Annotated in this window: 11 protein-coding genes; 8 read left to right on the forward strand and 3 right to left on the reverse strand. The window is 43.7% G+C overall.

All coding sequences use genetic code 11. The annotated features are described in order from the left end of the window. Positions 1 to 124: 124 nt before the first annotated feature. The gene (secD, locus tag EA58_RS13545) at positions 125 to 1,660 is read right to left on the reverse strand and encodes a protein translocase subunit SecD (RefSeq protein WP_161781050.1); all 1,536 of its coding nucleotides are present in this window, start codon (positions 1,658 to 1,660) and stop codon (positions 125 to 127) included. Between the two features lie 416 nt (positions 1,661 to 2,076). On the opposite strand from secD, the gene EA58_RS13550 reads away from it, so the two are divergent. Beyond that, positions 2,077 to 2,844: a hypothetical protein gene (locus EA58_RS13550; RefSeq protein ID WP_152548042.1), complete on the forward strand. Its 768-nt coding sequence runs from the start codon at positions 2,077 to 2,079 to the stop codon at positions 2,842 to 2,844. A gap of 119 nt (positions 2,845 to 2,963) precedes the next feature. On the opposite strand, the gene EA58_RS13555 is transcribed toward EA58_RS13550, so the two are convergent. Then, entirely contained in the window at positions 2,964 to 5,885 is a 2,922-nt protein-coding gene (locus EA58_RS13555; RefSeq protein ID WP_152548043.1) for a hypothetical protein, read from the reverse strand. Between the two features lie 185 nt (positions 5,886 to 6,070). Here EA58_RS13555 and EA58_RS13560 point away from each other — a divergent pair, with 185 nt between their 5' ends. The 5 genes from EA58_RS13560 to EA58_RS13580 all read left to right on the forward strand — a co-directional run bounded on the left by EA58_RS13560 (position 6,071) and on the right by EA58_RS13580 (position 12,122). Then, entirely contained in the window at positions 6,071 to 7,237 is a 1,167-nt protein-coding gene (locus tag EA58_RS13560) for a D-alanyl-D-alanine carboxypeptidase family protein (protein WP_036753819.1), read from the forward strand. Positions 7,238 to 7,304: 67 nt separating this feature from the next. Next, the gene (locus EA58_RS13565; protein WP_036753822.1) at positions 7,305 to 8,351 is read left to right on the forward strand and encodes a rod shape-determining protein; all 1,047 of its coding nucleotides are present in this window, start codon (positions 7,305 to 7,307) and stop codon (positions 8,349 to 8,351) included. Next, positions 8,351 to 8,803, forward strand: coding sequence for a hypothetical protein (locus EA58_RS13570; protein ID WP_036753824.1), 453 nt, complete (start codon positions 8,351 to 8,353; stop codon positions 8,801 to 8,803). The genes EA58_RS13565 and EA58_RS13570 overlap by 1 nt, the downstream gene beginning before the upstream one ends. A 95-nt stretch (positions 8,804 to 8,898) precedes the next feature. Beyond that, positions 8,899 to 11,043, forward strand: coding sequence for an AAA family ATPase (locus EA58_RS13575; RefSeq protein ID WP_036753826.1), 2,145 nt, complete (start codon positions 8,899 to 8,901; stop codon positions 11,041 to 11,043). Between the two features lie 86 nt (positions 11,044 to 11,129). Beyond that, positions 11,130 to 12,122: a hypothetical protein gene (locus tag EA58_RS13580; RefSeq protein WP_036753827.1), complete on the forward strand. Its 993-nt coding sequence runs from the start codon at positions 11,130 to 11,132 to the stop codon at positions 12,120 to 12,122. 256 nt (positions 12,123 to 12,378) lie between these two features. Here EA58_RS13580 and EA58_RS13585 read toward each other — a convergent pair whose 3' ends face one another. Then, on the reverse strand, positions 12,379 to 13,998 hold the full coding sequence (locus EA58_RS13585) for a S1 RNA-binding domain-containing protein (protein WP_036753828.1): 1,620 nt from the start codon (positions 13,996 to 13,998) through the stop codon (positions 12,379 to 12,381). Between the two features lie 115 nt (positions 13,999 to 14,113). Here EA58_RS13585 and EA58_RS13590 point away from each other — a divergent pair, with 115 nt between their 5' ends. Beyond that, positions 14,114 to 15,043 carry an OmpA family protein gene (locus tag EA58_RS13590; protein WP_036753829.1) on the forward strand — a complete coding sequence of 310 codons (930 nt, stop codon included), beginning with the start codon at positions 14,114 to 14,116 and terminating at the stop codon, positions 15,041 to 15,043. 548 nt (positions 15,044 to 15,591) lie between these two features. Continuing rightward, positions 15,592 to 15,801 (forward strand): hypothetical protein, encoded by a 210-nt coding sequence (locus EA58_RS13595; protein ID WP_036753831.1) that lies wholly within the window; start codon positions 15,592 to 15,594, stop codon positions 15,799 to 15,801. The last annotated feature ends 622 nt before the right edge of the window (positions 15,802 to 16,423 follow it).

Raw genomic sequence — 16,423 nt, forward strand, 5'->3', positions numbered from 1 at the left:
ATCTCTCATTCGGTCAATTGAACGGTACATCGAACCCAAGCGATTTTTTCGACTGGGTTCATGGTTTAAAAAAGCGAAAGTCGTGATTGAGTGCTCTCTCGCTCAGTCCTGGAACAGAGCATCATTAAGACGGCCGTGATTGTGCTGGCTCAAGATCATTGGATCGTTCGCGTATCCAGGCTGTACTGAAGTACATATTCATGAAGTATGAGCTGAGCACTGTACAGACCACACCCAGTGCCAGAGTAATCGCAAAGCCTTTCAACGAGATAGACGACACGTTGTAGAGAATAACAGCCACAAGCAGGGTTGTTACATTCGCATCCAGGATTGGCAGTGCTGAACTCTTGAATGAATCTGCTAAAGGCGTCGTCGTTTTACCGAAAAGCTCTTTTTCACGCTCGATGACGATGATGTTGGCATCAACAGCCATACCCATGGTGAGGATGATGCCTGCAAGGCCAGCCATGGTGAATGAAGCACCCATGACAGAAAGGGCGATGACAATGAATGCCGCATTCAGGACGAGTGTAAAAATTGCGATAACACCACGCATTCTGTAAAGGTAGATCACGTAAAGCGCGAGTGCGAACAAACCGATAGCAAACGCCCTGAAGCCCTGGTTTGCATTTTCTGCCCCCAATCTTGAATCAATGGATGACTCAGAGACGATATACATAGGAACGGTTAAGACACCTGATCTTAAAATGAGCGCCAGGTTTTCAGATTCCTCTAATGAGCCAAGACCGGTAATGATAAAGCTATCGGAAAATTGCCCGTTCACTGTTGCAACAGAGACAACTTTTTCAGTGACCTTTCTCACCGGCGCGTCTCCTGCCTTACCGCTGAACGCGTAGTCTGAGTCTGTCAATGTGGTCACAATTGGCTGACCCATATTGTCTTTGGTAAAACGCCCCATTTTCTGACCGCCCGTAGCGTTTAAACCAATAGAAACAACGGGTAGTCCAGTGCTTGGGTCGACGGTTGCGACAGCCTTGGTGATCGATTGGCCTGAGGCGATAGGGGTATGGTTTCTGACGACGGGGTTTCCCTGATAGCTCAGCATGACGCCTGCTTCTGGCATGACCGCCTGATAAAAACCGATTTCTGCAGAAGAAGCAAGAATCGACTTGATTCGTTCCATTTCATGGCCGTTCGGGATCTCTACAACGACTTTATCTGATCCTTGGCGATACACACGAATATCGGCAACACCTAATGCATTCAGTCGGGTTCTGAGCGTCGCGATATTCTCGACAACGGCTTCACCCGTTTTGGCGGTGATATGTCCCCCAAGACCACTGACAACCACACCTGTCGGTGTTTGGGATAGTTTCAGCGTTGGGTACTGATTGATCAGTTCATCCGATACAGAGGGGTGCATGCCGCCCCCTTCAAACACGAGTGCATCGGTAACGCTCGCTTCTCTGTTGAGCTGGTGGCTTTGAGAGAAAAATTGCGCGAGCGCTTGGATCTCTCGCGCTTCTATCGCCTGACTGTCGATTTGAAGGATAATCTGCCCCCCACCGACAAGGTCAATGCCGTAAGAGATTTTGGGAAGCCCGAAGTCCAGTTTGGGATGGAATACGGAGATGGCCAGCAATACAGGTATGAGAATGGCAAATAAGGATGCCAATTTATGAGTAAGTTGATTACCCATGGTGAAACCTCGCATGAAAAATTTGTGCGGTTAGTTTAATTCCTAAAAACTGGGAATGTAAGTCCTTATATTGCTACTAATTCGGGTGTGTTTTGCTATAATGACCGCCTTTTTGAGGGGTGTTGAAGGTGGAATCTTTCATAACGCATCAAATTTAAAGGAATTTCTCCTTGTTTCTTGTCTGCGGGTATCGTGGCAAACTAAAATTAAGACAAAGCTGTACTCTAAAAACTATGAAAAAACATTGCTTAATCACCTGTGCGGTTACCCACACGCCGATCTCCGGTGGTCAACCTATCCGAATACTCATCGGAGTCAAAAAAACAAATAAAAATCTCCGTGTGCGAAGTGAGGATACCTTTCATCCGTTTGGATATTTTCTGCAAGGGTTCTACTCATCCCGTGAGGATGGCACCGTGGATATCATCAAAGCGGGTCACTTCCGGGCTGATGTCACGGATAAAAAAACCTATCAACTCAGTCATGAAGCGCTCACTGATGAACAGCGCTATCTTCGGGCGCTTGCCGTTCATCATGCCACCATGACAGGCGGAAAAAGGAAAAACTACAACCTGAGTTTTGAACGTTTGCTGCCTCTTTTCAATCAAGAGTATGAATATGTTACTGTGCCTGCAACTGAACATTCCGGAGAAATTAGTTATCTTGCGGTGCATGAATATGTCTTTCACGACATTGTTCACCAGATCATGTGGCGGAAGCCAAAGAGTCACGTGTATCAGCAAACAGCCATGCATGAAGCGATCAGCAACCTTAATCAAAAACTGAGAACATCAGACGCAACAGAACGACAAGAGAAGCTCAGAACAGCGCGCAAGACGTTTCTGGATAAAAATCAGATCTCGGAAGACAGTGCAGATTACGAACATTATCTTGCTGCTTTTGAGCGTGTCGAGGGATCGCGGTTTATGCTTCAAACCATTCAGGAAGAAACAAACTTTACAGACATCCTCGGCCTGAATGACATCTTATCCAATAAATTTGAAGTGGATGATGTGGTCGCTGATGTCTTGGAGACCCTCGCATTCATACAGTTCATGAACAGACATAATCTCCCGCTCCTTCCCACAAAAGAGTCCGTTCCTGTCAGTTCAAAAGGCTTTGTTTCACTCTGCCATCAGCAATTAAGATGGGCTGAAGTGGCTTTTGAACAAGAGTGCCGGTAGGCGTGTGGCGCAATTGCGGCTTGTGCCGGGAAAAATCAATCCAGCCTCAAGGAAAGATCCCTGAGGCTTTGGAGCCTTTTCATCCGATTTGCCATCGAATGACCACAAGGGGTTGCCGTTCAGTGCCGCTGTATTTTGGGGCTCATCGAGAGATAGCGGCGATGGGCCAGGGGTATCTTTTCATCAGAAAGCATCGCGTTCAGTTTTTGAATTCTCTTCGCTTTGTCTGCTTCCCAGATTTTGACGGCTGCGCGGCCTTTTTCAGAAGCAATCCCATACTGCTTCCGGTGCGCTTCAAGCCCTTTTGCCGCTTCAAACAGGTCAGCGTAGGTGTTTTCCATCCTCTTTTTCTGAGTATCCAGCGCTTTGGCAATTCTGTGAGAATCTGAGAGTAATTGATCGCCATCAACCCTTCCTTTCACTTGATCACGAAATGTATTCAAAAGGCGCTGCCTTTCTTCACGGACACCAAGCATTTTCTTCAGAAGATCGTTCATATCGTTCAGCAGCAGGAACGCATTGAAATCAAACGTAGAAGGGTCTTCTTCATTCAGAACGCGAGAGACCACATGCGCTTCCGAGAATGCCATGTCAGCTTTAGACTCATAAGGAACGACCACAGGATGAGCCGGAATACCGACCATTTTGAAAAAACGGTGAAGGGCAACAGCCTTACTGTGGCCGGCGAGATCATTGTCAAAAGCAAGGATAAATTTTGCATCTCCCACTTTCTCTGTGATCCTTCTTTTGGCTTCAGCCTTCTGTGCATCGGTGACAATCTTTGTATAGTGCACATGTTCATGTGTGTAGACGAAATCACCTTGGTCGTTGCATGAAAGACCTGCACTTGCCATTGTCCGCTCGAAACAAGTGCGATCAAACACAAGCTCATTTTCCAGAGGAATCTTTGTGACCCGATTTTCAGAGGACTGAATCGAAATTTTTTCTTTCTCAACTCCAGCAAACGCCACCACTTGATTGAAAAAACGCAGGGATTTTTTGCTCGCTGGTTTACCATCGTCAATAAACTGAATTGAGGTGTACTTCTCAAAGAAGCGTGACAGATCATCAAGAAGCGCGTCATGATTTCTGATCGCATAGGTTTTCTCAATCAAATACCCATGCCCATCATTTTCATCTTTGGGGAGCCTGAGAGAGAACGCATTTTCAAACCATGCCGGAATATATCCTGCAGACATCAGCGAATGAGCCGAGTACATCCGCATATTACCACCTGCCAGCTCAATCGCTGAAAGGAAAGCGTACATATCAATATTTGCTTCACAGAGCACCACATACTGCTCATAATCGGCCTGAATGATGTGTGCTGCACCGCCTGCTGGTGCACCCTTCACAAACATTTTCGTCCATTTTCCATCCGGGGAGGGCACAAATTTCTGAACAACCGGTTTGGTCACATCACCAAAATTGTCAAAGGCAAGCATCGAAACCGCCGGGCAGTGCTTCTCATCGAGACTGGTGTAAATGATGTTTTGGGACTTCGCTCTGTCAATGACAGACTGAGTGATCCCTCGGTCTCTCAGGTATCCTTCAAATTTTGCAAGTAATGTGGGGTCGTTTGTTGGGGTCGGCAAAGGCGGAATCCTTTTCAGCACTGTGCCACGACCATCATTCATGGTATGGCCAAGACGCATAGACACATTTTCAGGATGACCAATGTAGGCTAAAACAGCTTCTGAGATGGCTTTGATCGCCTGAATCTGATTTCCGTGATAGCGCTTGATATCGATAACACCATGTTTCACCAGGGACTCAATCAATCTTGAGCTGTTATTGGGGCGAATCTTTCCATTGGGAACTAACCATTGGAGCGGGGATCGATCTCCCCATTGATTTGCGGCCACAGATTCAGCGCAAACAGTCACCAGATTCAGGCGATCGGCCCCTTGCAGCGCGTAAACCTTCTGGTCTTGAGAGTCTGACTTTACGACCTGAACATCGATAATCCTGAGGGCATTTAACGCGATGAGGATAAAAGCGACCGGTTGATCCGCCATCGATAATTTTGCAGAACGTGTTATCACGGTTTCAGGCAGACGTGCCTTCAACTCTTGATCGAAGCCGGAAACGTACATATCCAGACTGTCCCGAACAAAAGGGTTTCGCTTAAAGTAGCCACCTTCAGTCAGACTCGCGTTCACAGCTTCACCAAGTTTGGCGATCAACGATGCTTCTTGATTCGTATTCTTTTGATTAACGTTGCTTTGATTGACGTTGTTTGCATTCGCATCGTTGTCAGATTCCGGCAGCACAATTCTGGCAAAGGGCCAATTTCCTTTCCTGCCCGGCTGAGAGAGGGTGACGGAACGACGTCCACCGGATAACGGTTTTATCTGGGCTTGAATAACGACTTCCGAAGGTTCAGTTTGATGCCTTTTACCTTCAGGCGTTGGTTGAGCAAAGATGTAAGTCGTGCATCCGTTCGCCTCATGTCGTGACACTGTCACTCTTGTCTTGAGGTTATTGCGGTTCAGTCCGGTGTACGACGCCGTTGTCGCCCGAGAACCCAGATCGACTCTGTGCTTTGGGGAGGATGACTTGTGATTGTGGGTGCTGCTGAGCGTGTTTGCTTCGAGCGCAAAGTCTCGTTGCTCGTTTGTCAGGTAAGGGACTTCCAGGTGGAGCGCCTTTCTGTAAATGGATTGTCTGAGTGGCGCATCAAGGGCTGCACAGCAGATGACGGTCACCTCAGGGTCGTGATGGAGCGACGCTGACATCGAGAGATCGTCGAACGCCGTGTGATTGTCGACAAAGAATGATGACAGTTTATCGGTGCAGAATTGAGCCATTTCGCCTTCGATCACACGTCGCTCCGATGCATTGGCCGTCTCTAACTCCAATCGGATCAGCTGATTGAGATGAATGAAAGCGCGATGTTCCACCGGATCAGAAGGTTTATCTGCAGAATAACGCGCAATGATCAGCTCAACCTTGTTTGCTAAGACATTTGGCTTCCCGAGAATGTCCACGCCGACTCCATTGACCGTGTACTGCATATGGGCTTCTCTGGTGTCGGTCATTGAAAATTTTCTTGCACCGTATGCATGCTCAGCATGTTTTGGGCGTTTTTCTGTAAATTTTATATCACTCATCATTTTTTCTGATTATTTTATATCCAGCAGAAGGCCCACTGTAATCTTGACGTTTTCTCGTGGTGTTTTACTCTTTTCTTTGTCGCTATCATACCATTCAAAAGCTATAAATAATGAATTTTAAAAAACAACTCCTCGCATCATCGTTTTTTGCGTTGTGCGGCATTGCTCAGGCCACTCCCTTGATGCCAGCACCGAGTGTTCCTGCAAAATCTTTCAAAATGATCGATATCTCGACTGGAACCGTGTTGGCTGAACACGCGTCAGAAGAAAAAACTGAAATCGCCAGCCTGACAAAGGTGATGACGGCTTATGTCACCTTCGCTGAATTAAGAAATGGCACACTCGACCTCGACGATACAGTACTCATCAGTAGAAAAGCCTGGAAGACCGATGGCTCAAAGATGTTTATCGAGGCTGGAAAGAAGGTGAAGGTTGATGACTTAATCAAGGGAATGATCATTGTCTCAGGCAATGACGCATCCGTTGCGCTTGCTGAGCATATCGCAGGCTCAGAAAAGCGATTTGTTGCACTCATGAACAACTACGCCCAAGTGTTGGGCATGACAGATACTGTGTTTGCAAACGCGACGGGTTTACCCACACGTACAGAACAGCACTCCAGCGCCAGAGATCTCGCAAATTTAGCGACCAGAGTGTTCAAAGATTTCCCTGAATACACACATTACTTCAAGGAAAAAGAGTTTACTTACAACGATATTACGCAGCCAAACAGAAACAGACTGTTGAATGAGTCTGACTCATACACGGGCATGAAGACAGGATATACCGCGAGATCGGGATACAGCCTGATGAGCAGCTTTCAGGAAGACAGCCGGGAAATCGTCACCATTGTACTGAACTCAGATTCCGTCGCAGATCGATTCATGGCTGCGAAGACGCTGACAAACTATGGCTTTCGGCGATTCACCAATGTTCAGCCAATCGTCAAAGGTGATGCCATCACAACGATGCCAGTGTTATATGGAGATACAGATCAAGTGACTGTGTATGCAGAAGCGTCCCTGACTAAAACAATTCCTCTAGGGGTGGAGCCGATATCAGAAGAGATCTACCTCGTTGCGAAATTAGGACAAAACGGTGAAAACAAACCCGTCCTATTTGCACCCGTTGAAAAAAACTATATCGTTGGCACCTTAACGGCGTATCACAAAGATGAAGAAATAGGCAGTGTTCACCTCATCACGAAAGATAAGGTTGAAGAAGGGAATCCATTGAAGAAAATAAAAGACTGGATCAAGTTGAAACTCAGCTCGTGAGTTTGAATATATAAAATTCATTTTATAACCTGTATTCAGACTATATTATTGGCAACGTTAGGCAGGCATGTTGAAATCAGCAAAGACATTATTAAATCGTTTAAAAATAGATGATATTACACTCGACTTAACAAGCGGGTATACCGTCATCTACCAACAGGGTGATGGTCATAGTGCAATCAAAGTGAATGAACCTGCAATCCTTGTGATTGATGGTGATTCCTGCCTGGCTTTTGGAAAGGAAGCTGAAAACATTACCGGAAAATGTCCTGATGGTGTCAGGGTTGTCTACCCTGTTCAAAAAGGGATCATTGCTGAGCCGAACTATTGCGAACAACTGTTAAGACACTACTTTAAAATAATTGCTGATGAAAATAAGAGCCCTTTTCGATTTCTGCGTATATACCCAGATGTGCTTGCAATTATCCCTCACAGCGCAACAGCGAGTACACGAAAGGTCATGATAGAAACGATTGATGCAGCCGGTGCCAAGGGAATTGAGTTAATCTCTTCCCTTCAGGCTGCCGCAAGAGGAATTGGGATTGGTAAAGACAATGCCGGTGCCTCTATCATCATGAACATCGCGAAAGATTACACTGAGATTGGGATTATATCTCTCAATAAAATTCATTATGCCACGACCCTTCAAGTGGGCTATGACGACTTTCAGAAAAGTATTATTGAGTATATCCGGGTTCACTCTGATTACACCATTGGTATCAATAACGCCAAAAAGGCACTTGATAAGCTGGGAACTGCATATTTTTTGCCGGAAGATGATGAACACCAGGAGGAAGTTATTTCTGGCCTGCTCAAAAGAACGTCGGTACCTGAAAGCCTGAAGCTGACAAAGTTACAGGTGCATACTGCGATTCGCCCCTTAGTCGATAAACTTCTCACTGGACTGCTGGAAGTTTTAGAAAAGGCGAAAGAAGATATGGCTGATGACCTGAAAGAGAATGGTGTCAATATCGTCGGAGTCGGTGGCAGAATTTCAAGATTAGATATAGCAATATCTCAGGCATTAAATATCAGAGCTTCGCTCGCAAATAATTATGAGACCTGTATTGTAGAAGGAGCAGGTAAAATACAAGCCGCGAGGAACAAAAAATAATGGAGCCATCGAAAGATCTCGTCAGAGAATATGAGACAAAAGCGAAAATGGCGACACTGTGTAACCAGTCATTGAAGTTGTATGCTCGGCAGAAAAAGTCAAAGATTGGTATGCACTCCAGAATGGTATTATTACTGGATGCCTTTATAAAAGAAAAGGCCCTCACTTTTAAATATTCCATCTTGCTTTCAATTATTTTTAGCAGAGAATATGAAGAGATTAAGAAAAGGGTTTTAAACGGAACTTACAGCCTTGAACATATCAGCACAGAAAAATATTGGGATAGAGGTGCTTCAAAAATAAAATTAGCAGATGCGATATTTTTCGCATATACCTTTTATTGTGAAGCCTTTCCTCAAGGTGCAAAAATTATATCTAATCTTGATCAAATGCTCATCGATAATAGCGATATTGATGTGGTTGATGTGATAAATCAGTTCGTTGATGGCTGATGAAAAAATGAATTTTAGGTCGATAGAGTTATCTTGAAACGTCCTAGCGCTTTCTTATAATTACAATATTATTACTCGATTTGTGAGAATTTTTAATGATAGGCATTAAATTTAAGGATGAAGTCCTCAAGCTAGCGAAACAATATGGCAGCGAAGTTGCTTACTTAACACATGCAGCCAAAGTTTTACTCACACGTTTTGATGAAGCCCGCACACTACTCGCAAGTCATTCGAATCTCATTAATGTCATTGCGTACGAACAACAGATAGACAAACAACTTTCCAAATTCCCTAAATCAGATCATGTACAGCCGACACTCAGCCCAAATGTTGACTCGATGATTCGAGGGGCAACGATGGCGAGCGGCTCGACTGCGAATGTGACTGAAATGCACCTTCTGATTGAGTTCATTTGTAACGTGATCGAAAATGAAGGGGATGATTTAATCGTATTATCAAAAGCGTGTGATGCGCCACTTGAGTTAAGGGTTCAGCTCAAGGCGATGCTCGGTGGAGAGAGTATCGAAAGCCTTGAAAAAGATTTTCATCAAGGCTCGAATAAACGAGGGTATTCTGAACTGCCTGCGCCATTTATAGACAGTTTGATTGATGACGATGGTATTTTGGATAGGGTGAAGGGCGCTGTGAATAAAAGCGGTGGTTCTATTGTTGCCTTAGTGGGTGATAAACGCAGTGGAAAATCAACGATCATCGACAGCCTCAATTACTGGCTACATCATTCTCAAGAACCGAAAGCGAAGCGTCACATCATCAAGCTTGATTCCGATGAAATCATCAATACAAGCATGCATCGAGGTGTTCTGGAGCAATGTCTGTCAAATGCTATCCATGATTGCAAAGCTGAGCATGCCATTCTGTTGATTGATAATATTCATTATTTAAATGATGCCTGCAGAGATCCTGAGTTTTTGCCTTTTCTTTCCAGTGCGGCCGATCAGGGAGTCTCAATTATTTGCACGATCATGCCTGATACTTACAGTATGGTTTTTGACAAAAGGGGGTATCGTGCTTCTGTTGTTCGAATCAATGTGAATGCCCCCGAACAGGAAGCCAGGCTCAAGATTTTCCGGAACTATGCAGATAAGATCTCAAATCAAGCGCATATTGTTTACGATGATCTTGCATTGGAAGAATTGAATCGACTTGCGGAAGAACACTTTAAAACCAATACGCTCTCTTCGTGTCTCGAGGTACTTGAACGCTGTTCAACCATGCACGACAGACATATCGTGACCGTTCAGGTCGTCCAAAAGGCTGTTGCATCGGTGAAAGGTGTTGCCCTGGATGTGTTATCAACATCATTTGGAAGCAAACTGAAATGCCTGAATCAAAAAATGAAAGCAGAGCTATTTGGTCAGGATGATGCCATTGATCAAATTTGCGAACAAATTCAGTTATCAAGCCTTGGATTCAAGATTCGAGAGAAACAACCGCGTGCATCTTTTATGCTTCTTGGTGGCAGTGGTGTCGGAAAAACAGAAACCACAGAAATTCTTGCGCGTGAGTTGGGGATTTCGAGTTTGCTCCTGAACATGGGCGAATACCAGGAAAGTCACACCATCTCTAAGTTGCTTGGTGCGCCACCGGGTTATATCGGTCATGACAAAGGCGATGGTCTGCTGGCTGAGTTCGTTTCGAAAAACCCGAATGGTGTGATCTTGTTCGATGAAATCGAAAAAGCGACACCGAAAATATTTGATCTACTCTTAGGGGTGCTTGATAAAGGAAACCTGACGACAAACACTCAGAAAGAGTTAGATTTAAGTGGCAATCTCATCTTCTTTACATCGAATTGTGGTGCTGCCGACATTGGTAATCAAGGCTTTGGTTTTCTTGGAAAAACAGAGGCTAAAGTGGGTGTAGACCGTTCTGTTTTTGAGAAAACATTCCGGCCAGAGTTCCGAAACAGATTAACAGCAACCATTGATTACAAAACGTTGTCAGAAAATGATTTGGTCAAGATCACCCAGAAGTCAGTCAATAAAATCGCAGCCAAGGCGAATAACCAATATGGCATCCAGGTTGAAGTCAGTGAGGATGCGCTCAGGTTGATTGCAAACAAGTACTATCAAATAGACATGGGAGCCCGTCCTATTGAAAGGGGCGTCGAATCTGAAATCGGAAGAAGGATCGGTAATACGATTCTTGAAAGTGGTAAACCACTGAAAGTCATCCGTTTCGGCTGTAAAGCAGCAGAAATCGTCTGTAGCGTTCACTGACCCAAAGAGCAGCAACGAAGCTGCTCTTTTTTTTTACTTCAATTTGTCTACAATGACCTGAAGCATTTCACATACAGACGATAAAAATGAATCATTTCAATCACATCTATAACGATGAAATCATTGCAGGTTTAGACCCTGTACGCGATAAGCAAATCATCTTCAGGTTGAGCGATCTGGATTGGCACTACGAGATCAAGCCTCTGTTTTACTATAAAAACAAAGATGAGATGACACTGAGCGGAAGTAAGCAGCTTTTAATCAGCAGAAGCGGGGAAACAACCGAAGTTGCAGTGAGAGGCAAAGATTTTAACATCATCCCAATCGATAAACTTTACGATGTTTTTTTAACCTTGAGAGATCCCTTAAAATTAGAGCTATATGCTTTAGGTCACACCAGAGAAGGGAAGTTTATCTATGTCGTTGCAAGAATGAACCGGAATGCCTCATCAATAGCATCAGATTTAGGTTTTCACTACTGCATCATTATCTACACAGTCAATGATGGGAATGGCAAAACGAAATTTGCGCCGGTCTGGATTAAAGATGATCAAGTGCAATATCAGGTTTCTGCGATATCAGGAAAGGATCAGCGTGGGAAGCCAACATACTTATCAACATGCTACGAGTTGAGCCATCATTATGAATTTGACTCTTTAGAGGCTGCGATATCGGTGAAAAACAGTATTGAAGATCATGCCGGTGACTTTGAGTCAAAGATGAGTGAATTTTCAGAAATCGGTATCAGTGCCGATCATGTTTCTGAGTTTCATCATCGGATGTACCGTCGATTCGAGATTGGAAACGAAAAAACAAAGCGGGGATATGAGAAAGTGACTTCGGAACTTCTCAATCATCACGATAAGTTTAACCCGACCCTGCCATTTAGATATCAACATACACTTTGCGCATTGTACCTGTCGTTTGTTTCTTATATTGATCGGGAGAAAAAGAGAAAGTTAGGAAAGGATGGTCGAATCACAAGCATAAATTTCACGCATGACAACGTCACAAAAAGAGCTGCTTTTGAAGAAATTTCAAAGCTGGCGAGCGAAATTCTCTCAAAGAAACACGCTTGAATGGGTATTCTGACCTTTTGGGTGGCTGATGAGGCTGACCTGAGCAAAAATTGTGCTCAGCGTGCATCAGAAATAGCTGAATTGATACAGAATTCATGTGCGACATACCATCGAGTGGAAGACATCCATCACGGATGGATGAGATCGAGCAAGTTTGATAGCACCGAGGAAGATAAATCAATGTTGCTATCAAGAAAAAGAGGTCGATCACATCAAACCTCTTTTCAAGATTATTTAGATAAACACGATGTGTCTTTTAAGCTTCAGCCTTCGCTGCTTTCATCGCCTCTTTTAGGGCGTTATTCTGAGAAGCGCTTTTTTCCCACTTGTTTGAAACATTCAGACTGATAAGGCCGTTCGCTAAAACACTGATGACCGTTCCATCAATCTTTTGACCAATCTCATACACTTCATCAGATTTATAGGCGCGACTTGGGACAGCGTTTCGACTCAAGATAACTCCCATCTGTTCTCGGTGACCCTGGAAGCATTTGATCTGTACATCGCCGTTCTTTGCGATTGAAGTCACTTCACCTGTCACTTTTGTACCCCGTTTGATTGAGTACAATGGGTTTTCTTCCGTTTGTTTCATCGAAGCAACCACACGTCGATCTTCAACGTCAATTGAGGTCAGTTTTGCTTTCACTTTGTCACCGACATGAATACCCAAGATGGCTCCTTTTGAATTTGACCAGCTAATCTCGCGAATCGGAACTATCGCGTCAACATCTTCAAAAACGCTGATGAAAATCATTTTGTCACCAACAGATTTGACGGATGCTTCAATGATATCGCCTTCCTTGAATTTTTGACTTATCTCTGTCCAAGGGTTGTTGATGCAATCTTTCCGAGAGACGAGAACATCTTCAAATCCAAACGTATCATCGAAGCCGATCACTTTTACTTCAATCTCTGCGCCTCTGCGGAATTCTGCATTGATTGAGCTGGTGGTCATCCGAGTCCAGCTGACATCCTGAGATTTCACCAAGCCAGAAACACCACCGACAGACACACGGATATCACCGTTCCCTTCAACTTTGATCACTTTGGCTTGATGTACAGAACCAACCTCAAGTTGTTTTTTCGCATCTTCCCAAGGCGTCATATCTAAATGCTTCACAGAGAGGAAGTAACGGTTTGTGTCGCTATCTTTGTGTTTCACAATCACATTGAGTCTATCACCGATCGCGAAATCTTCCGGCTTCGCCTGATTGATATCCCAATTCAAATCAGACACATGAAGCAGCGGACTCACGCCACCGATATCAATAAAGGCACCATAGCGTTTCAGGTTAATCACTTTACCTTCTACGGTATCGCCAACAGAAAGTTCACGATCCAGTGCAGGGACAATCCCACCGCGTTCATCAAGGATTGCAGCTTTGCGCGACACAACCAAGTTATCATGTGTTGAATCATGTGAAAGTACTTTGACTCTAACCATCTGATTCACAAACTGTTCTGGATCTGAAACAGGCACAACATCTACAAGTTTTCTTGGAATAAATCCACTCAGATAGCCGACTTGAACGTTCAGTCCGGCATTTGCCAAGCTCACAACTTTTGCATCAACAATCTCATTGTTCGCAACCATCTCTGGAATATGTTCAGATTGTTCACGAACCATGACTTCACGGTGTGTGATCTTTAGTTGGCCATCGCCATCATCGAGCGCTTCAACGACAACTTTAATCTTATCGCCAACAACAGGCGGCTCAATAAACTCATTTCTAGAAATGGTTCCTTCGGCATGAAGGCCAACATCCACGATTATTTTATGACGGTCAACAAAAATAACTTCAGCTTCAATAATCTCACTTGGCCTGTGCTGAAAGTTAGCCATTGACTCACTTAGTAATTGTTCAAAATTATCCATTCGTATCCTCAAAGAAATATATTCGGTAAAAATCTGCAATGAGGGTAATAACTTTAAAATATGGATGTCAAATCGATTTGATACTTCGTATGTAAATGAGGATGATTGAATAAAAATGAATCGTTCACTCATCGCAATACTTATCACATCAGGATTTACTGTCCAAGCTCACGACATTATTACGGAGAAAACAATTCCGGCAACTGGCGTGATTGCACACACCGTTCTTTCCCAGGTAGAAATAGCAAAAGTTAAAAGTTTTGAACTCAATAAGGCTATTTCACTTGAAAAGGAAAGAAGCCGGATAAAACTGACGTTAGAGAAGCTCTCTTTTGTGAATGACGCCACTGAGGAAGGCATTCAGAGAGCAAAAGAAGAAGATGTGCCCACCAGAAAGAAAATGGATATCGCCATCACAGATTCAAACATCCTGTCAGAAAGCTTTTTGTGGGCTGACGGCATACTCGAAGAGTCAAAAAAAAGCCCTTATGCTCAGTATCTTAAGCATGAAATTTCGAATCTGAACACACAAATTATCAGAGCGAGAGCGTTCAGAAATGAGCTTGAAAGCCTGCTTAGCTTCTATCAAATGACGCTCAGTAAAGACCAGGAGAGAGCAAGAGAAATACAGAAAGTTGAAACAAAAAGATTACTTGAAGCAAAAGATGATGAGCTGAAGGCAATGATAGAAAATAAGCTGCTTATCGGTATCTTTGAGTACAATGCGTATTATATGACTTCGGAAAGTAGCCCTCAGAAAGATGAAATAGAATTGTTGAAAAAAGTATTCTCTTCTATCTCGGATATGGATCATATTGCTATTGAAATCATTGGAAGAGCCGATCCGAGAGGAGAGAGAAAATACAATGAAAACTTAGCGAAGACGAGAGCCGAAAAAATAAAAGAAATAGCAATTTCTTCGGGAATCGAGGCGAATAAAATAAAAGTCTCTAGCTATGTGAGTGACGTGAGAATAAAGAAAAATAGAGAACTTCACTTCTTTGATAGAAATACAACAATCACAATTCAAAAAAGAAACCCATAAAGGGCGAAAGGGAGCATAAAGCTCCCTTTCTGACCTGGTTTATTCAATTATTTTCTAGCCCATCAGGGAAACCAGGAAAACCTTGGTCAACGTAACACGATTGGGGATGGGTTACGTGACCTCACTCGGCGAAGCAGTTTCCCAAAAACTGCAAGTACGCCGTCGACACTAATCTAGGTGGACGAAACCCCGTTAGCTGGGTAAAATCCCCTGTCGATTCACTTTACAGAAGCCTGGCTTCTGCCTTGCACCTGAGCCTCAATACAAGTTTAACGTCGCGAGAAATCGACGGCTCCCGAAAGAGACACCAGAATTATACATGCTCTTTCATCGAAGGCAATCACAAAAAGTACATTGAGTTCAAATGGTACAGGCGGAGGCGAATCAGAAATGAGTACAATACATTTAATAGCAATATAATGACTTAATTTGAGTGGCTTAAATAACTTGTTGAGAGCGTGGTGAACGGAATGTTGAGTCGACCGAGGTAATACTGATCAGTACTTTAGAAATAACTAAAAAGTGGTCGGGGAGGAAGCTTAAGCGGAATGAACACGACACAGTACAAGTCTGACTTGCTTGATGAGATAAATTCAGGCCATCTTCAATTGAGTGTTGATGAAAAGCAGTGTATTGCGTTGATCTCATCTTCAGGGGAATCAACGACGATGTCGGTCGCTGAGCAAATAGAAAAAGCAAATGAGAGAAACTGCAATAATGAAAATGAGCGCCTTCGTATCTGCGGCTTTCATATCTGAGGATAGTTTGCTTGCCAGTACTGAGCTTTCGATATCAGTACAGAAAGATGAACAGCATCCTGGTTGTATGTTTATGACTTTAATTGCATATATTGGTTTATCGATGCATCCGTTTTTATGAAATCGCATCCCTCTTATCTGTGATGATAGCGCCACAAAAAAGAAATAGAAGCAAGCCGTGTCGCGACGTAGCTCATTTTATGGGTCGCAACAGAAGGTGTTCATTGCAGACCTAAGGTCATAATGGACGATTTTTCGTCAGGCGTCTTTCAGTTTACTAAAGCGATATGCGCAAGGTAAATCATCTAGCAAGATAAAAAATTAAATCTGCGTCGCAATCGTACCAAAGGCGATGCCACAGGGCCTTCTTGAGCGTCTTATTGCTATCTTATGGTAATCAGTTCTCAACTGAGCAGCACGCGACAGTGTAACTCCTTGGGTTGTCATTGTTCAGAAATGTGATTCTTTGCCAAAAAAACAACCTTGCTATGTCAGAATAGCGACAAATATTCTGAATCCGCTGAATATGCTTTGATCACCTGTGAGTTTCTCTGATAATATCTTTTTTCAGGTTCTAAGAAAAAGATACTCCTTTGCTCGGCAGTCAGACTGTTCGAGATAT

Source organism: Photobacterium galatheae (assembly GCF_000695255.1).
GTDB classification, from domain to species: domain Bacteria; phylum Pseudomonadota; class Gammaproteobacteria; order Enterobacterales; family Vibrionaceae; genus Photobacterium; species Photobacterium galatheae.